Here is a 17,773-nt window from a genome sequence, read left to right as displayed (position 1 = left end):
GGCACGCCTCGGGGGCGACGCCGCCCCCGGTGTGACGGCCCTTCAGGGCGGATCCGGGACGAACCCGCCGCGGACACCCCGGAGCAGGAGCGGGCACCTCGGTGCCGGAAGACATCTGCCTGCCGGTTGCCGCCGTCCGGCAGGGAGCCGCCCTGGTCCCGGTGCGCCAGCCCGCCCCGGCTCGCCCCGGCACGCGACCGCGCCCCGCCCGCCGGCGCAGGGCGCTCAGGAGGACGGCGTCGATCCGGCCGTGGGCAGCACCGCGTCAGGACGCTGCTTGACCGTCGTCGTGCAGCGGTAAGCGCGGGGTGCGTACTTCCCGGGCCCGCCCAGGACCACCGTGCCGCCGTCGACCGCGGCCCCGCTCTCCGCGAAGGTGCACACGATCTGCGCCAGTGCGGCCGCCGGCAGGTCCTCGGGCTGGCGGCTCAGCCGCAGCGTGCCCAGGGGGTCACCCTCCCGCGCGGCCGAGACGGTCAGCGGGGCCCGTACGCGGGTCGCGAACCCCGCCTCCCGCTCGGTGTCCGACGGCTGCTGCGACAACTCCGCCAGGAGCACCTTCGCGATCCGGACCCGGTCGCCGGTCTTTCCCTCGTCGAGCGGAACGGTGCGGTCCACCGCCTCCAGGGCCGAGGCGCACACCAGGTAGACCTGAACCGGCACTTGGGGCTGCTGCGCCTGGCCGGTGGTCTGCTTGCCGGACAGCGTGCACGGCACCCGTGACGGCGCGGGCCCCGCGTCGACCGGCACCGTGGTCGTCCTGATCCCGCAGCCGGTCGCGGCGGCCGCGGCCACGAGGGCGCCGAGGAGCGCCGCGGCCACGCGGCGGGCCCCCGTCGCGAACGGACCCCCGGCCCTTCCCGGGCCACCTGCCGCGCAACGGAACCCGAGGCGGGCCGGCACCTTCCGTACGGTCACTGCGCGTCTCCCGCTTCTCCCCGTGCGCCGTCCCGCTCCCGGCCGGTGCGGGAGCGGGCGTCCGCCGCGATGCCCGATGCGTCGCGGGGCAGCCGCAACACGAACACCGCACCGCCGTCGCCGTCCGTCGTGTTCGCCGCGGAGATGCCGCCGCCGTGGATCAGTGCGTTCTCCATGGCGATGGACAGTCCGAGGCCGCTGCCCTCCGAGCGCGGCCGGGAGGCACTCGCCTTGTAGAACCGGTCGAAGACGTGCGGCAGCACCTCCTCGGGGATGCCGGGGCCGTGGTCCCGCACCTCGATGACCAGTTCTTCGCCCTCCGGCCGCACCGCCACCCGCACCGGCGAGCCGCCGTGCTTCAGCGCGTTCCCGATCAGGTTCGCAAGGATGACGTCGAGGCGACGGGGATCCAGGCGGGCCATGATGCCGCGCTCGGCGTCGAGTTCCACCGCGTCCAGCCAGGCCCGGGCGTCGATGCAGGCGGTGACCTGGTCGGCCACGTCGACGTCGTCGAGCACGAGACGGGCGGTGCCCGCATCGAAACGGGTCACCTCCATCAGGTTCTCCACCAGGTCGTTGAGGCGCCGGGTCTCGCTCACCACCAGGGCGACGGCGGGTGCGATCATCGGGTCCAGGCTCTCCTGCTCGTCCTCCAGCACCTCGGTCACGGCGGTCAGTGCGGTCAACGGGGTCCGCAGTTCGTGCGACATGTCGGCGACGAAGCGGCGGCTGGACTCCTCGCGGGCGCTCATGTCCGCGACCTTCTTCTCCAGCGACTCCGCCGCCTTGTTGAAGGTTCGCGAGAGGTCCGCCAGTTCGTCCGTGCCCGACACCTGCAGCCGGGTGTCCAGCTTCCCCTCGCCGAGCTGCCTGGCCGCTTGGCCGAGGCGCTGCACCGGCTTGAGCACGGTCGTCGCGGCCGCCTGGGCGAGCAGCGCCGAGCCCAGCAGGGCCAGGCCGGTGGCGATGCCCAGCGACCAGGCGAGCGAGTTCAGGTCCTGCCGCTCCTGGTCGAGGGACTTGAGCAGGTAGCCCGTCGGCCCGCCGCCCGAGATCTGCGTACCCCCCACGAGGTAGGGCGTGTTGCCGTGCTTGGTGCGCACCCAGAACAGGTGCTGCTTGTCGTTCACGGCGTCCCGCAGCTCGCGCGGCACGTCGTCGAGCGTGAAGACGTCGGGGTTGGACGCCCCGACGATCGGCTTGCCCGCCGCTCGTTCCCCGAGCAGGAGCACGCTGTAGCCCGCGTTGCCGCTCGCCATCTGCTCGGCGGCCGTCTGGAGTTCGCTCTCCGTCGGCCGCGCGGGCAGCGACGCGGCACGGTTCTGCATCTCCTGCCGGAAGTCGTTCAGTGCCGAGTCCTGGGTGCGCGTCAGCACGGCTTCGCGGTTCAGCCAGTAGGCGATCCCCGATGCGGACACCGCCGCCGTCAGCGCGACCATGCCGAACACGACGACGAGCCGCAGCCGCAGGCTGGTCCAGCCGAGTCCCGCGAGTATCGCGCGCTTCGCGGCACCCTTCTTGAGCGCTTCCGTCACTGTGCTCTTCTTCTCGTTTCCCCGCCGAGGGGGCGGCCGGTACGGCGCCGGGGTACGGCGTGAGCGGCGTGCCCCGGCCGGGTGGCCGCGGCTGCGCCGCTCACTGCGGTGCGTCCAGTCGGTATCCCACGCCCCGGACGGTGCGGATCAGGGTGGGCGAGGACGGTACGTCCTCCACCTTCGCCCGCAAACGCTGCACACAGGCGTCAACCAGGCGGGAATCGCCCAGGTAGTCGTGCTCCCACACCAGCCGGAGCAACTGTTGGCGCGACAGGGCCTGCCCCGGACGCCGGCTCAGCTCCAGCAGGAGGCGCAGCTCGGTCGGCGTCAGCTGCAGGTCCTCGCCGTTCTTGGTGACCGTCATCGCGGAGCGGTCGATGACCAGCGAGCCGAACGTCGCCGAGTCCGTCGACTCCCGCTCGCCGCGGCGCAGCACCGCGCGGATCCGGGCGTCCAGCACCCGACCCTGCACCGGCTTGACCACGTAGTCGTCGGCACCCGACTCCAGACCCACCACGACGTCGATGTCATCGCTACGTGCGGTCAGCAGGATGATCGGCAGCTGGTCGGTGCGCCTGATCCGGCGGCACACCTCGAAACCGTCGATGCCGGGCAGCATCACATCCAGCACGATCAGGTCCGGCCGCTGCTCGCGCAGCAGTTTCAGGCCGTCCTCGCCCGTCGCCGCGGTGGCCACCCGGTGGCCCTGGCGTGACAGCGAGAGTTCGAGGGCCGTGCGGATGGCGTCATCGTCCTCGATCAGCAACAGGAAAGGCACGGGGGCCATTCTGGCGCATCGTGCCGGGAGAGATCGACCGTCGAAGCGCTCCGGGCGTTCCGCGGGCACCGGCGGGGCCCTGTGACAGGCCTGTGACAGTCGGCGGACAGCGGCGTGAAGGTCCCCGGGCAGCATCTTTTCCACACGAACAGAAGCCATACGCCGATCGACGGGGGGCGCGAGATGAACGCACTGCACAGCACCACCTCCAGCGCAGTCGTCACGCGTCTCCACGACGTCGTGCGGAACACCGAGAAGTCCGGCGCCGTGAACGGGCGGGGGTGCGTTCGCGGCGCCGGGCGTCAGCCCAAGCCGTCGGAGCAGGGCTACAAGCCGTTCATGACGGTCGTTGACGCCAAGGCCGAGGGGGGTCGCGGGGGAAGCGCGTACGGGGAGGCCACGGGAGAGCGGAGCCCCCTGACCGAGGCGGAGTTCACCGCCTACGTCCAGGAGCGCCGCGCCTCGCTGTACGCCACGGCCTACCACCTGACCGGTGACCGGTTCGAGGCCGAGGACCTGCTGCAGAGCGCACTGTTCTCGACCTACCGGGCCTGGGACCGGATCAGCGACAAGGCCGCCGTCGGCGGCTACCTGCGCCGCACCATGACGAACCTGCACATCAGCGCGTGGCGCCGGCGCAAGATCGACGAGTACCCGACCGAGGAGCTCCCGGAGACGGCGGGCGACACGGACGCGATGCGGGGCACGGAGCTGCGGGCCGTGCTCTGGCAGGCCCTCGCCCGGCTGCCGGAACAACAGCGCACCATGCTCGTGCTGCGCTACTACGAGGGCCGCACCGACCCGGAGATCGCGGACATCCTCGACATCAGTGTCGGCACGGTGAAGTCGAGCATCTGGCGGTCGCTCCGCCGGCTGCGCGAGGACGAGGTCCTGAGCTTCGGCCGTGACGAGGAAGAGTCCTTCGGCGAGCTGGTGGCCTGAGGGCGCCGGGGGGCGCGGGGGAAGAGCGGGGGATCGGGGACCACGGGGGAACGAGAGGCCCGGGGGGACGGGGGGTCCACGGGGGACCACCGGGGTGACGAAGCGGGGTCGGACGGGACCGGGGGGGACTGTCCGGCCCCGCTTCGCGTTTCGTGCGTGCGTCGGGCCGTCCGGCCGGGGCGAGACGGCGGGCGGCGGCGCCCGGGCTCGGCGCCGCCGCAGGGAGAGCCGTCAGGACGCGTCGCTCGTCACCGGCGTACGGCGGCAACGCCCGGCCGCTGCGGCAGCCAGTCGGCCCAGGGCCTCCTCCTTGCCGCAGGGGTGGGCGCCGAGCGCGGACTGGCGCGCCACGATGCCGCGTTCCGCGCGCATCAGGCGCCAGCCGCGGCGCAGCAGGAAGGCGACCGACTTGCGGCCCTCGCGCAGGTCGCGGAGGAGCCGGCGGCGGAAGGTGGTGGAGGGGCGACCACGCAGGCACAAGGCGTCGGCGAGGACGCCGAGTTCCTGGCAGCGGCGGACGATGTCCGCAGCGAAGATGCCCTCGGCCACGAAGAGCGGGGTGCGCTCGATGTCGAGGTCTTCCCGGCCGGAGCGGGAACTCGTGGCGATGTCGTACACGGGGACGACCGTCCGCCCCGTGCGGCACAGGTCGAGCACCGCCTGGACCGCCGCGTCGGCGTCCCAGGACTCGGGCGAGTCCCAGTCGATGTCCGTGCCGCCGGCGACCAGCGGGAGGGAGGGGTCGTCACCCTCCTTGTAGAAGTCGTCGAGGCGCAGCACCGGGAGACCGGAGCGGGCGGCGAGGGACGACTTACCTGAGCCGGAAGGCCCGGCGAGCAGCACGACGCGCGTCGGCAGGGGATGGGAACTCACGGAACACCAGTGTGAGGCATTGACCCGTGCAGGGGACCCCCGAGGGGTCTACTTGGTGTGCGGATCACACGGGCAATACGCTGCGTGCCCGTCCGGTCACTACTCCAGGCGGGAATCTCTTGACTCCATCCACGGCCGACGCCGCGGGCCCTCCTCGCCGATGGCTGTGCCGGGCCGTGCCGGGTCGGTCCGGCGGCCGGTACCCGACGGCGGTGCTCCGGACGCCGCGCACGAGCAGACCGGGGGCGTACGCATCGCCGGGGGCCGGCGGACCTTCCCGATCCCCGCCGCGCGGCGTACGCGTCCACACCGTGCGCACACGGCCCCGGTCCAGCGGACCTCACCGGCACGTGTGAGGCGGCACTCCGAACGACGGCGGGCCGCCCAGAAAGGGCCCTCGATTCCCCCCACCGGCAAGGCCGGTGGTCCTTCCGAAGGAGAACTCATGGCACGTCACAAGGCTCCCAAGGCCCCGCGCCGCTCACTGCTGCGGTCGGCCGGACTCACCGTCACGGCGGCGGGTGCGGCGATCGCCGCCGGCGCCGGAGCGTCCCAGGCGGCCCAGGTGGGCGACCTCGAACCGCCGGCAGCGGTGCAGGGCGTGCAGTCCGGCGTCGGGCACGCGACCGGGCACGTTCCGGTGAACCCGCTCGCGCACACCGGTGTGGACCCGCTCGACAACGGCGTCGGCACGCAGGTCGCCGACTTCAAGCCGGTCGAGACCCGTTCGGTCACCGGTTCCCTGGGGACCACGTCGGACGTCCCGGTCGCCGGCCCGCTGCTGGGGGGTGTCACCCCGGGCTGAGCCCGGAAACCGCCTACGGGCCCGCAGGGTGTTCCTGCGGGCCCGTAGGCTGCGTCGCGCCGGCCGGCTCAGTAGGCCGAGCCGGACGCGCCCAGCGAACCCGTCGGGTGCCAGACGGTCTTGGTCTCCAGGAACGCGGTCAGCCGGTGAGTGCCCGGGTCCGCGGACCAGTCCCCGGTGCGCGGGCGCAGCACCCGCTTGAGGTTGTCCGCTGCCGCGACCTCCAGTTCCGCGGCGAGCTGCTCGTCCGCGCCGGTCAGATCGATGGCGTTGACGTCCTGGTGTGCGGCCAGCGGGGTCGCGATCTCCGCGGTGCGACCGGAGAGGACGTTGACGACGCCGCCGGGGAGGTCGGACGTGGCCAGCACTTCGCCCAGGGAAAGTGCGGGGAGCGGGGCCTTCTCGGAGGCGACCACGACGACGGTGTTCCCGGTGGCGATGGCCGGGGCGACCACCGAGACCAGACCGAGGAACGAGGACTCCTGCGGGGCCAGGACCGCCACCACACCGGTCGGCTCCGGGGTGGACAGGTTGAGATACGGGCCCGCGACCGGGTTGGCCCCGCCCACGACCTGGCCGATCTTGTCCGTCCAGCCCGCGTACCAGACCCAGCGGTCGATCGCGGCGTCCACGACCGCCGCCGCCTTGGACTTCGACAGGGCTTCGGCGTCGGCCACCTCCCGGACGAACTGCTCCCTGCGGCCCTCCAGCATCTCGGCGATGCGGTAGAGGATCTGGCCGCGGTTGTAGGCGGTCGCGCCAGACCAGCCGCCGAACGCCTTGCGCGCCGCGACGACCGCATCACGGGCGTCCTTGCGGGACGACAGCGGGGCGTTGGCCAGCCACTTGCCGTTGCCGGTCGCGTCAGCGGCCGATGTTGCAGCGGTCACCTCGTACACCCGTCCGCTCTCGCTGCGGGGGAACTTGCCCCCGACGAACAGCTTGTAGGTCTTGAAGACACTGAGGCGCGAAACATCAGACATCGAGGTAGGCCTCCAGACCGTGGCGGCCGCCCTCGCGGCCGAAGCCCGACTCCTTGTAGCCGCCGAACGGCGAGGTCGGGTCGAACTTGTTGAAGGTGTTGGCCCAGACCACACCGGCACGGAGCTTGTTCGCGACGGCGAGGATGCGGGAGCCCTTCTCCGTCCAGATGCCCGCCGAGAGTCCGTACTGGGTGTTGTTGGCCTTGGCGACGGCCTCGTCGGGGGTGCGGAAGGTCAGCACCGACAGCACCGGGCCGAAGATCTCGTCGCGGGCGATGGTGTGCGCCTGCGTGACGTTGGTGAACAGCGTCGGGGCGAACCAGTAGCCGGAGGAGGGAAGTTCGCACGGGGCGGACCAACGATCGGCGCCCTCGGCCTCACCGGTCTCGACGAGCCCGGTGATCCGGGCCAGCTGCTCGGCCGAGTTGATCGCGCCGATGTCGGTGTTCTTGTCCAGCGGGTCGCCGAGGCGCAGCGTGGACAGCCGGCGCTTGAGCGAGTCCAGCAGCTCGTCCTGGACGGACTCCTGGACCAGCAGCCGCGAGCCCGCGCAGCAGACCTGGCCCTGGTTGAAGAAGATGCCGCCGACGATGCCCTCGACGGCCTGGTCGATGGGAGCGTCGTCGAAGACGATGTTGGCTCCCTTGCCACCGAGTTCCAGGGTGAGCTTCTTGTCGGTGCCGGCGACCTCGCGGGCGATGGCCTTGCCGACCGCGGTGGAGCCGGTGAAGGCGACCTTGTCGACGTCCGGGTGCGCGACGAGCGCGGCTCCCGCGTCCCCGTATCCGGGCAGGATGTTGACGACGCCCTTCGGCAGCCCGGCCTGGCGGCAGATATCCGCGAAGAACAGCGCCGACAGCGGAGTGGTCTCGGCGGGCTTCAGCACCACGGTGTTGCCGGTGGCCAGCGCCGGGGCGATCTTCCACGCGAGCATCAGCAGCGGGAAGTTCCAGGGGATCACCTGGCCGGCGACGCCGAGCGGCTGCGGATTCGGGCCGTAGCCCGCGTGGTCGAGCTTGTCGGCCCATCCCGCGTAGTAGAAGAAGTGCGCCGCGACCAGCGGGAGGTCCGCATCGCGGGTCTCCTTGATCGGCTTGCCGTTGTCGAGCGTCTCCAGGACCGCCAGCTCGCGTGCACGCTCCTGGATGATCCGCGCGATGCGGAAGAGGTACTTGGCGCGTTCCGCGCCGGGCAGCGCGGACCACTTCTCGAACGCCTTGCGCGCCGCCTTCACGGCACGGTCGACGTCTTCGGCGCCCGCCTGGGCGACCTCGGAGAGCACTTCCTCGGTCGACGGGGAGACGGTCTTGAAGACCTTGCCGTCGGCGGCGTCGGTGAACTCGCCGTTGATGAAGAGCCCGTACGACGGCGCGATGTCGACGATCGACCGGGACTCGGGTGCGGGTGCGTATTCAAAGGACATGGTCATCTCCGCTCAGTCCACCGTCACGTAGTCGGGGCCGGAGTAGCGGCCGGTCGCCAGCTTCTGGCGCTGCATCAGCAGGTCGTTGAGCAGGCTGGAGGCGCCGAAGCGGAACCAGTGGTTGTCCAGCCAGTCCTCACCCGCGGTCTCGTTGACCAGGACCAGGAACTTGATTGCATCCTTGCTGGTGCGAATGCCGCCCGCGGGTTTCACACCGACCTGCACACCGGTCTGCGCCCGGAAGTCACGTACGGCTTCCAGCATGAGCAGGGTGTTCGCGGGGGTGGCGTTGACGGCGACCTTCCCGGTCGACGTCTTGATGAAGTCGGCCCCGGCCATCATTCCGAGCCAGGAGGCGCGACGGATGTTGTCGTACGTGGAGAGCTCGCCGGTCTCGAAGATGACCTTCAGGCGGGCGGCGCCCGAGGCCTCCTTCACGGCCAGGATCTCCTCGAAGACCTTCATGTACTTGCCCGAGAGGAAGGCGCCGCGGTCGATCACCATGTCGATCTCGTCGGCGCCGGCGGCGACGGCGTCACGGGTGTCCGCGAGCTTCACGTCGAGGGCGGCGCGTCCGGCCGGGAAGGCGGTGGCGACCGAGGCGACCTTGACGTCCGTCCCGTTCAGCGCGGCCTTGGCCGTGGCCACCATGTCGGGGTAGACGCAGACGGCGGCCGTCCGGGGGGCCGAGCGGTCGGTCGGGTCGGGGTTGACGGCCTTGGCGGCGAGCGCCCGGACCTTGCCCGGGGTGTCCGCGCCTTCCAGCGTCGTCAGGTCGATCATCGAGATGGCCAGGTCGATGGCGTAGGCCTTGGCCGTCGTCTTGATGGAACGGGTGCCGAGGGACGCGGCGCGCGCTTCCAGGCCGACGGCGTCGACACCGGGCAGCCCGTGCAGGAAGCGGCGCAGTGCGCTGTCGGACGAGGTCACGTCAGCGAATGCAGGTGCAATGGTGGGCATGGTCACCAGACCAGCATATCTACGCGCGTAGCGGCGTGTACAGTCCCGGCCCGGAAATGGGGGAGCGGACGGGGGCCGGGTCCGGGTCGGCACCCCCGCTCCGGCCGGGCCGCGGCACACCCGGACGCGCGCCGCGAGCGCGCGACGGCGCCGTCCACGCGGATCCCGCCCGCCGCGACGGGTGAGGCAGAATCGCAGCATGACGACCCCCAGCCCGCAGCCACCCCCCGCAGAGCCGACCTACGCCGACCGCGTGTACCGGTCACCCGCGGGGCTCGTGACCGGTGTGCTGCTGCTCGCCTTCGTCTTCTGGGTCGGTGGCGACGCCGTGGTCCGGGGGACGGGGCTCGTCCGGTGGCTGGGGCTCGCGGGCCTGGTCCTCGTGGTGCCGCTCGTCTTCGCCTTCACCCTCCGTCCGGCCGTCTACGCGAATGCCGACCGGCTCAGGGTGCGCAATCCTTTCCGCACCATCACGCTCCCCTGGGCGTCGGTCGCGCTGGTGCGCGCCACGTACTCCAGCGAGGTCATCACCGAGGAAGGCGCGAAGTACCAGATCTGGGCCGTGCCCGTGTCGCTGCGCCAGCGCAAGCAGGCCGCACGCAAGCAGGCCGCACGCAAGCAGGCCGCGAGGGGTGGGCGCGGACCGGGCCCGACGGACACCGGGACCGGGGGCACCGAACCCCACCGCGCACCCGGCGACCGCACCATCGCCGAACTCCAGGACCTCGCCGAGCGGGGCACGTCACGCCCCGACGCGCAGGGCGAACCCCGGGTGCGCTGGGCCTACGAGGTCATCGCTCCGGCCGTCGCCGGCGCCGTCGCCTTCGTGGTGCTGCTCGTGGTCGCCTGAACCGTCGCTGTAGCCGCGTGGCTCCAGCCTGCCGCCCCGGCGGGGCGGTGCGGGCCTACCGGCGTCCCGGCGGGGCCGTCGGCTGCCGATCAGCGGAGCGCGTGACCGCTCCGGGTGCGGCCCGTCAGCCGGTGAGGCACACCGAGCGGCTCGGGAGGGCGGCGCGCTGGCACACCGAGGACCGGTCGTTGCTCGGCGTTCGCCGGGAACTCCCGCACCGCGACGGTGCTCCGGCCGCCCTCCCGCGGCCCGTCGCTCACGGCGGGCCCCGCCACACGAGCAGCAGATAGCCGCCGAACCAGGAGGAGGACAGTACCGCCCCGGCCAGCACCACCAGTGCCACCGGACGGCGGGCCCGGGCCAGTGCCGCCGCGACCGGCAGCAGCAGGGGGAAGCCCGGCAGCAGGAATCGGGCGCGCGGGAAGTAGACGCCGCCGCTCCCCAGCACGACCAGCAGCAGTACTCCGGTGAAGACGAGAAGCACCAGGGGCTGCCGGTCGACCAGACACAGCAGGTACAGCGCCGCCGACACGACGAGTACGACGGACACCACCACCAACAGCAGTTGTGGGTTGGTGTCGTAGGCGAGGTAGTCGCGGACGGCGGAGAGGGTGACGCCCCCGCCGTCCCAGGTGTTGCGCCACAGCTTCTGCACCGCGAAGTAGCCGTCCCAGCGCCCGAGCCTCAGTCCCACCCACGCCACGTACCCGCACCACCCCAGCGGCGCGAGCAGCACGCCGGCGAGCGCCCGGAGGTTCCGGCCCCGCACGAGTGCCACGAGCCCGGACACCACCACGGCCGCCGCGACGGCGACACCCGTCGGCCGGGTCAGCCCGGCCAGGGCGCTGAGCACGCCCGCCCACAGCCAGCAGGTGCCGAGTGCCGCGTAGAGCGCCCAGGCCGTGAGCGCTGTGAACAGGGACTCGGTGTAGCCCATCCACTGGACGACGGCGACCGGCAGAGCACCCCACAGAAGGGCGAGCAGGGTTCCGGTGCGCCGCCCGTGCAACCGGTCGCCGACCGCGAAGATCCCCCACGCGGCGACCAGCGACGACAGCACGGCGATCACGAGGGCCACCGAGGCGCGGCTGCCCGGAGTGACTCCCGCGACTGCCTTCACCAGTACCGGGTAGAGCGGGAAGAAGGCCAGGTTGTTCGCGTCCAGCGCGGTGCCGAGCTCCCGTGCGTAACCGTGGTCCGCGATGCCCAGGTACCAGTCGGAGTCCCACGACGTGGCCAGCGTCGGCCACACCCCGAGCCCCTTCAGGTGTGCCCAGCGGGCGAGGACGAGCAGCCCGGTCAGCCGGACCGTCAGGTAGCCGGTCAGCGCCGGGGCCGCGCGGGCGAACGACCGGAGCAGCCGGCCGTCCGCGGCCGGTACGCCGCCGCCTCCCGGTGGCGGGGGCCGCCGGGAGGCGGGGAGTGTGGGCTGATGGACTGCGGTCGGCGGCACTGCAGCTGCTCCGGTGGCTCGGCGGACGCTACCGGGGCCACCTTCGCGCCCGCCCCCACCGGCGGGCACCCGGACTTGCGTCAACTGTCGTACGGGAACCACCCGTACGAAGGCGGCGACGGCGCCGTCCGGCGTCGTGCGCCGTGCCGTGACCCTCCGGCGCGGCGTCGACGGGCGTCGTGCGCCGTGTTCGCGGTCGTGCGCCGTGTCCGCCGTCCCGCGGCCCCGCCGTGCCGTCAGATTCCGGCTGCGGCCGCCAGATCGCGCTTGACCGCCGTGAGGAGCTCGGTCGCCCGGGCCCGGGCCCCGGCGAGTTCGCCGGCGTCGGCGACCGGCACCACGATCTCCAGGTAGCACTTGAGCTTGGGCTCGGTGCCGCTCGGACGCACGATGACGCGCGCCGCGTACTCGCCCTTGAGGTAGTAGCGCAGTCCGTCGGTCGGCGGCAGCTGATCGCTTCCCTTCGTCAAGTCCTCCGCGGACGTGACGTGCAGCCCGGCCAGCACGGTGGGCGGCTGCTCGCGCAGGCGGCGCATCGCGTCCGCGATGACGCCGAGGTCCTCCACGCGGACGGACAGCTGGTCGGTGGCGTGCAGCCCGTGCGTGACCGCGAGGTCGTCCAGCAGGTCCGACAGCGTGCGGTCGTGCGCCTTGAGCTCCGCGGCCAGTTCGGCGATGAGCAGAGCGGCAGTGACGCCGTCCTTGTCGCGCACGCCCTCGGGGTCGACGCAGTAGCCGAGCGCCTCCTCGTACCCGTACCGCAGGCCCTCCGCGCGGGAGATCCACTTGAAGCCGGTGAGGGTCTCCTCGTGACGCAGACCCGCGGCGGCGGCGATCCGTCCGAGCAGCGACGACGACACGATCGACTCGGCGAAGGTGCTGTTCTCGTCCCGCGGGGACACACCCTTGTGGACCAGGTGCTGGGCGAGCAGCGCGCCGACCTCGTCGCCGCGCAGCATCCGCCAGCCGCCGTCCACCGCGCCGTCGGGGACGGCCACGGCGCACCGGTCGGCATCCGGGTCGTTCGCGATGACGATGTCCGGACGGGCCCGGCGGGCCGCGGCGAAGGCCAGGTCCATGGCACCCGGCTCCTCCGGGTTGGGGAAGGCGACCGTCGGGAACTCGGGGTCCGGCTCGGCCTGCTCCTCGACGAGCACGGGCTCGGGGAATCCGGCGCGCTCCCAGGCCGCCAGCACCACGTCCTTGCCGACGCCGTGCATCGCCGTGTAGACGACGCGGACGTCGCGCGGCGAGCCGGGACTCAGGACCGCGTCCGTACGCTCCAGGTACGCCTGCAGCACCTCGTCGCCCAGGGTCTCCCAGCCGCCGTCGGGGCGCGGCACGCCGTCCAGACCGCCGACCGCCTCGATCTGCGCCGCGATCTCACCGTCCGCGGGCGGCACGATCTGCGAGCCGTCACCGAGGTAGACCTTGTATCCGTTGTCGCGCGGCGGGTTGTGGCTGGCGGTGACTTCCACGCCGGCGACGGCTCCCAGGTGCCGTATGGCGTACGCCAGGACGGGCGTCGGCAGCGGACGCGGCAGCACGGCGGCGCGCAGACCTGCTCCGACCATCACGGCGGCCGTGTCGCGCGCGAAGTCCGTGGACTTGTGCCGGGCGTCGTAGCCGATGACGACGAGGCCGTCGGTGTGGCCCTGGGCCTTCAGGTACGCCGCGAGCCCCGCTGCGGCGCGGATCACCACGGCCCGGTTCATCCGCATCGGCCCGGCGCCGAGTTCCCCGCGCAGCCCGGCCGTTCCGAACTGCAGCGTCCCAGCGAACCGTGCGGCCAACTCCTCCGCGTCCCCGGCCTCGATGAGTCGGGCGAGCTCGTCGCGGGTCTCGGGGTCCGGGTCCTCCGCCAGCCAGGCCTGAGCCCGGGCGGTCAGCTCCTGCTGCACGCTGTCTGCCTCTCTCGGTGTCTTGGGGCCGGTGGTGTCCACGCCCGCCCGTTCACGTCTACCCCGTCGGGTGTCGCGCCTCCCGCACGCGCCGCGAGGGCAGCGCGCGGGGCAGCCCCGCGTACGGCCCCGAGGGGCCGGTCCCGGGGTACGCGTGGGTCCGGTAGGTCGGGTCGACGTCACGGCCCGGGCGCCGTGTCCGCGCGGCGCCGTCGCCCCGCCGTCGCGGATCCGTCAGATCCGGGCCAGTACCCGGGTCAGCAGCTCGCCCATCCGGGCGGCGGAGTCACGACCCGCCTGGAGCACTTCCTCGTGGTTGAGCGGCTCGCCCGACAGGCCCGCCGCCAGGTTGGTGACGAGCGAGATGCCGAGGACTTCGGCGCCGGCCTCGCGGGCCGCGATGGCCTCCAGGACGGTGGACATGCCGACCAGGTCGCCGCCCATGACCCGGACCATGTTGATCTCGGCCGGGGTCTCGTAGTGGGGACCGGGGAACTGGACGTACACGCCCTCTTCCAGCGTCCCGTCGACCTCCTTGCACAGCGCGCGCAGGCGCGGTGAGTAGAGGTCGGTCAGGTCGACGAAGTTCGCGCCCACGATGGGGGAGGCCGCGGTCAGGTTGATGTGGTCGCTGATGAGGACCGGCTGGCCGGGGCGCATGCCCTCGCGCAGGCCGCCGCAGCCGTTGGTCAGCACGACCGTCTTGCAGCCCGCGGCGACGGCGGTGCGCACACCGTGCGCCACGGCCGCGACACCGCGGCCCTCGTAGTAGTGGGTGCGTCCCAGGAAGACGAGTGCGCGCTTGTCGCCGATCCGATACGAGCGGATCTTGCCGCCGTGCCCCTCCACGGCCGGCGGCGGGAAGCCGGGCAGCTCGGTGACCGGGAATTCGGCCTCGGGCGCGCCGAGGGCGTCGACGGCCGGTGCCCAGCCCGAGCCCATCACGAGGGCGACGTCATGGGTCTCGGCGCCGGTGAGTTCGCGCAGGCGCGCGGCGGCGGCACCCGCAGCGGTGTGGGGGTCCGGGGTATCAGAAACGTTCACGAGACGAGCGTATCCCGAGAATCCCTACGCGCGTAGATGACGAGGGTCACGACTGCGCGGCCGATTCTTCGGCGGAACGCACCAATGCACGCAGCGGGGTCCTTCGGTCGCTCCGTGTCACACCCGCATCAGCAGGGGCGCTTGCGGAGCTCCATCACGTAGTCGTGCGGCGCCCCCGCGGACTCGGCCGCATCGGCGATCTCGCCCAGGTAACGCGCGGAGGGCAGCCCGCCCTCGTAGCCGTTGAGGACGTACACCCATGCGGGCTCCTCCCCGTCCAGGGTGTGCACGCGCACGCGCATGCGCCGGTAGATGTCGAGACCGACGCCCTCCCAGCGGTCCATGGAGTCCTCGTCCAGCGGGGCGATGTCGTACAGGGCGACGAAGACCTGGGAGCGCGGGGCTTCCACGATCGTGGCCAGGGCGCCTTCCCAGCCCATCTGCTCGCCGCCGAACGTCAGTCGCCAGCCGTTGAGCCAGCCCGTGCCGCGCAGCGGGGAGTGCGGAGCGCGGCGGGTCATCAGCCGCGCGTCGAGGTTGCCGGCGTACGCGGCGTAGAGCGACATGGGATCGAGGGTACGGGAGGGGGAGCGGTGGCCGCCCGTCCCGGAGGTCCGGGGGCGGTAGCGAGGCCCCGGCGCGAAGCAGGTTGAGGCGTGCGGGACAATGGGTGGGACGGACCACCCGGCAGAGCGAGAGCGCGAGGCGTAACCCCAGTGACCCGGATCGTGATCATCGGTGGCGGACCCGGCGGATACGAGGCGGCCCTGGTGGGCGCCCAACTCGGCGCGGAGGTGACCGTCGTCGACTGCGACGGCCTCGGCGGAGCCTCCGTACTCACCGACTGCGTGCCTTCGAAGACCCTGATCGCCACCGCCGAGGTGATGACGAACTTCGACTCCTCGCACGAGGAACTCGGCATCATCGTGGCGGACGACACGCCGCCCATCGAACAGTCCGCCCGGATAGTCGGCGTGGACCTCGGCAAGGTCAACCGGCGTGTGAAGCGGCTCGCCCTCGCCCAGTCCCACGACATCACCGCCTCGGTCACCCGCGCGGGGGCCCGTGTCATGCGCGGCCGCGGCCGGCTCGACGGGCGCCAGGCCGTGGACGGCTCCCGCAAGGTGGTCGTGACCGCTGCGGACGGCACCGAGGAGACCCTCACCGCCGACGCCGTGCTCATCGCGACCGGTGGGCACCCGCGCGAGATCCCCGACGCCCAGCCCGACGGCGAGCGCATCCTCAATTGGACCCAGGTGTACGACCTGACCGAGCTCCCCGAGGAGCTCATCGTGGTCGGCTCCGGTGTCACCGGTGCGGAGTTCGCGGGCGCCTACCAGGCGCTCGGCTCCCGGGTCACCCTCGTCTCCTCGCGCGACCGCGTGCTCCCGGGTGAGGACCCGGACGCGGCCGCGGTCCTCGAAGACGTCTTCCGCCGCCGCGGCATGAACGTCATGGCCCGCTCCCGCGCCCAGTCCGCCAAGCGGGTCGGCGACCGCGTCGAGGTGACGCTCTCCGACGGCCGCGTCATCTCCGGTACGCACTGTCTGATGGCGGTCGGTGCCATCCCGAACTCCGCGGGCATGGGCCTGGAGGAGGCGGGCGTCCGCCTCACCGAGTCCGGGCACGTCTGGACCGACAAGGTCTCCCGCACGACGGCCCCCGGCGTGTACGCGGCCGGTGACGTCACCGGTGTCTTCGCCCTGGCGTCGGTGGCAGCCATGCAGGGGCGCATCGCCATGTACCACTTCCTGGGCGACGCGGTGGCCCCGTTGAACCTGAAGACGGTGTCGTCCAACGTCTTCACCGACCCCGAGATCGCCACCGTCGGCTACACCCAGGCGGACGTCGACGGCGGTCTCATCGACGCCAGGGGTGTCAAGCTGCCTCTGCTACGCAATCCCCGCGCCAAGATGCAGGGCATCCGGGACGGCTTCGTGAAGATCTTCTGCCGCCCCGGCACCGGCATCGTCGTCGGCGGAGTGGTCGTCTCCCCGCGCGCATCGGAACTGATCCACCCCATCTCGATCGCGGTCGACAACAACCTGACGGTGGAACAGATCGCAAACGCTTTCACCGTGTACCCGTCGCTGTCGGGCTCGATCGCGGAAGTCGCCCGTCAGCTGCACACACGGAAGACGGCCGACGGGGCGTAACGGGGGCCATATCCGGCAAGCCGGGACGTGTCGCCGGGCCCTATAGCACTATGGGGGCCCGTCCGTGAGGAAATTCTCCCATTCGGCGCAAAGTGCTGAAAGGCATCGACCTCTGGGGTTACTGTCAGTTTCGTGTTCGCTGCAGAACGTCGTCAATTGATCCTTGAAATGGTGCGTGCCAACGGTGCCGTGTCGCTCCGTGAGCTCGCCCGCGTCGTCCAGACCTCGGAAGTGACCGTACGGCGGGACGTGCGGGCGCTGGAGGCAGAAGGACTCCTCGACCGTCGGCACGGCGGTGCGGTACTGCCGGGCGGTTTCACGCGAGAGTCCGGCTTCCCGCAGAAATCCCACCTCGCGACCGCGGAGAAGACGGCGATCGCCGACGCCGCCGCGGCCCTGGTCGAAGAAGGCGAGGCCATCGTGGTCGGCGCCGGCACGACCACGCAGGAGCTGGCGCGCCGGCTCGCGCGGGTCCCCGGCCTCACGGTGGTCACGAACTCGCTCCTGGTGGCCCAGGCCCTGGCCCACGCCAACCGCGTCGAGGTCGTCATGACCGGTGGCACCCTGCGTGGCTCGAACTACGCGCTCGTGGGCAGTGGGGCGGAGCAGTCGCTCCAGGGTCTGCGGGTCTCCCGCGCCTTCCTCTCGGGTAGCGGTCTCACGGCAGAACGTGGCCTCTCCACGTCCAACATGCTCTCGGCGAGCGTCGACAGGGCGCTCGTCCAGGCGGCAGCCGAGGTGGTGGTCCTCGCGGACCACACCAAGCTGGGTACGGACACCATGTTCCAAACGGTGCCGACGGACGTGATCACCCGCCTGGTGACCGACGAGCCGCCGGCCCACGACGACCGTGCGGCGACGGAGCTCCAGGCGCTGGCCGACCAGGGCGTGCAGGTCGCGGTCGCGGGAGCCGGTCCCGACTCCGGGCGCCCGCGCCGCGATGTGCCCCTCCCGGGCCAGCGCCGCACCCATCCGGGGCCCGCGCTGCGCACCGCGGCTGCGGCTGCCGCACTGGCCTCCGACCAGGCGGACCGGCCGCGCGTCGCGGATCTGCGCCGCCGCTGAGTCCCTGTGTGGGAAGCGGCCGGAAGCGCGGGGCCCGCGTTCGGCGTCGGCTGCCGCCGCGGGCCGGTCGTGGGGGTGGGGAAGGCC

General features: G+C 72.3%; 16 protein-coding genes. 5 read left to right on the top strand and 11 right to left on the bottom strand.

Features of this window, described 5'->3' with window-relative positions; translation table 11 throughout:
* Positions 1-225: 225 nt before the first annotated feature.
* The 3 genes from ACFXOM_RS02045 to afsQ1 form a co-directional block, all read right to left on the bottom strand.
* Positions 226-822, bottom strand: a complete 597-nt coding sequence (locus tag ACFXOM_RS02045) for a hypothetical protein (protein ID WP_384933084.1) — start codon at positions 820-822, stop codon at positions 226-228.
* Between the two features lie 92 nt (positions 823-914).
* Positions 915-2,453, bottom strand: a complete 1,539-nt coding sequence (locus ACFXOM_RS02040; RefSeq protein WP_384933081.1) for an ATP-binding protein — start codon at positions 2,451-2,453, stop codon at positions 915-917.
* A 100-nt stretch (positions 2,454-2,553) separates the two neighbouring features.
* The gene (gene afsQ1 / locus ACFXOM_RS02035) at positions 2,554-3,231 is read right to left on the bottom strand and encodes a two-component system response regulator AfsQ1 (protein WP_351229557.1); all 678 of its coding nucleotides are present in this window, start codon (positions 3,229-3,231) and stop codon (positions 2,554-2,556) included.
* A gap of 183 nt (positions 3,232-3,414) precedes the next feature.
* Here afsQ1 and ACFXOM_RS02030 point away from each other — a divergent pair, with 183 nt between their 5' ends.
* On the top strand, positions 3,415-4,173 hold the full coding sequence (locus ACFXOM_RS02030) for a SigE family RNA polymerase sigma factor (protein ID WP_384933078.1): 759 nt from the start codon (positions 3,415-3,417) through the stop codon (positions 4,171-4,173).
* 231 nt (positions 4,174-4,404) lie between these two features.
* Here the strand turns inward: ACFXOM_RS02030 and ACFXOM_RS02025 are convergent, their stop codons facing one another.
* Positions 4,405-5,046, bottom strand: a complete 642-nt coding sequence (locus tag ACFXOM_RS02025) for a uridine kinase (RefSeq protein WP_384933076.1) — start codon at positions 5,044-5,046, stop codon at positions 4,405-4,407.
* Between the two features lie 445 nt (positions 5,047-5,491).
* Between ACFXOM_RS02025 and ACFXOM_RS02020 the strand changes: the two genes are divergently transcribed.
* Positions 5,492-5,851, top strand: coding sequence for a hypothetical protein (locus tag ACFXOM_RS02020; RefSeq protein ID WP_384933073.1), 360 nt, complete (start codon positions 5,492-5,494; stop codon positions 5,849-5,851).
* 68 nt (positions 5,852-5,919) lie between these two features.
* Here ACFXOM_RS02020 and ACFXOM_RS02015 read toward each other — a convergent pair whose 3' ends face one another.
* The 3 genes from ACFXOM_RS02015 to deoC are packed head-to-tail and all read right to left on the bottom strand — an operon-like array spanning position 5,920 to position 9,217.
* Positions 5,920-6,834 carry an aldehyde dehydrogenase family protein gene (locus ACFXOM_RS02015; protein WP_384933070.1) on the bottom strand — a complete coding sequence of 305 codons (915 nt, stop codon included), beginning with the start codon at positions 6,832-6,834 and terminating at the stop codon, positions 5,920-5,922.
* Positions 6,827-8,263, bottom strand: coding sequence for an aldehyde dehydrogenase family protein (locus tag ACFXOM_RS02010; protein WP_384933068.1), 1,437 nt, complete (start codon positions 8,261-8,263; stop codon positions 6,827-6,829). Before ACFXOM_RS02010 ends, ACFXOM_RS02015 begins: the two co-directional genes overlap by 8 nt.
* A gap of 6 nt (positions 8,264-8,269) precedes the next feature.
* On the bottom strand, positions 8,270-9,217 hold the full coding sequence (gene deoC, locus ACFXOM_RS02005) for a deoxyribose-phosphate aldolase (RefSeq protein ID WP_384933170.1): 948 nt from the start codon (positions 9,215-9,217) through the stop codon (positions 8,270-8,272).
* Between the two features lie 199 nt (positions 9,218-9,416).
* Here deoC and ACFXOM_RS02000 point away from each other — a divergent pair, with 199 nt between their 5' ends.
* Complete coding sequence (locus ACFXOM_RS02000; RefSeq protein ID WP_384946028.1) at positions 9,417-10,067, top strand: PH domain-containing protein; 651 nt, start codon at positions 9,417-9,419, stop codon at positions 10,065-10,067.
* A gap of 256 nt (positions 10,068-10,323) precedes the next feature.
* On the opposite strand, the gene ACFXOM_RS01995 is transcribed toward ACFXOM_RS02000, so the two are convergent.
* The 4 genes from ACFXOM_RS01995 to ACFXOM_RS01980 form a co-directional block, all read right to left on the bottom strand.
* A complete protein-coding gene (locus ACFXOM_RS01995) occupies positions 10,324-11,520 on the bottom strand; it encodes a hypothetical protein (RefSeq protein ID WP_384933062.1) in 1,197 nt (398 codons plus the stop codon).
* Positions 11,521-11,756: 236 nt separating this feature from the next.
* Entirely contained in the window at positions 11,757-13,421 is a 1,665-nt protein-coding gene (locus tag ACFXOM_RS01990) for a phospho-sugar mutase (protein ID WP_384933060.1), read from the bottom strand.
* A 234-nt stretch (positions 13,422-13,655) separates the two neighbouring features.
* Positions 13,656-14,465 (bottom strand): purine-nucleoside phosphorylase, encoded by an 810-nt coding sequence (locus tag ACFXOM_RS01985; RefSeq protein ID WP_384933058.1) that lies wholly within the window; start codon positions 14,463-14,465, stop codon positions 13,656-13,658.
* Positions 14,466-14,593: 128 nt separating this feature from the next.
* The gene (locus ACFXOM_RS01980; RefSeq protein ID WP_018889198.1) at positions 14,594-15,031 is read right to left on the bottom strand and encodes a gamma-glutamylcyclotransferase; all 438 of its coding nucleotides are present in this window, start codon (positions 15,029-15,031) and stop codon (positions 14,594-14,596) included.
* Positions 15,032-15,181: 150 nt separating this feature from the next.
* On the opposite strand from ACFXOM_RS01980, the gene ACFXOM_RS01975 reads away from it, so the two are divergent.
* Both ACFXOM_RS01975 and ACFXOM_RS01970 read left to right on the top strand, forming a co-directional pair.
* The gene (locus tag ACFXOM_RS01975) at positions 15,182-16,621 is read left to right on the top strand and encodes an NAD(P)H-quinone dehydrogenase (RefSeq protein WP_384933056.1); all 1,440 of its coding nucleotides are present in this window, start codon (positions 15,182-15,184) and stop codon (positions 16,619-16,621) included.
* A 132-nt stretch (positions 16,622-16,753) separates the two neighbouring features.
* The gene (locus ACFXOM_RS01970; RefSeq protein ID WP_384933053.1) at positions 16,754-17,686 is read left to right on the top strand and encodes a DeoR/GlpR family DNA-binding transcription regulator; all 933 of its coding nucleotides are present in this window, start codon (positions 16,754-16,756) and stop codon (positions 17,684-17,686) included.
* Positions 17,687-17,773 lie beyond the last annotated feature (87 nt).

The organism is Streptomyces sp. NPDC059169, from assembly GCF_042755225.1.
GTDB lineage: Bacteria > Actinomycetota > Actinomycetes > Streptomycetales > Streptomycetaceae > Streptomyces.
The sequence above is the reverse complement of the archived record's forward strand: the minus strand, read 5'-3'. Positions and strand labels throughout refer to the sequence as shown.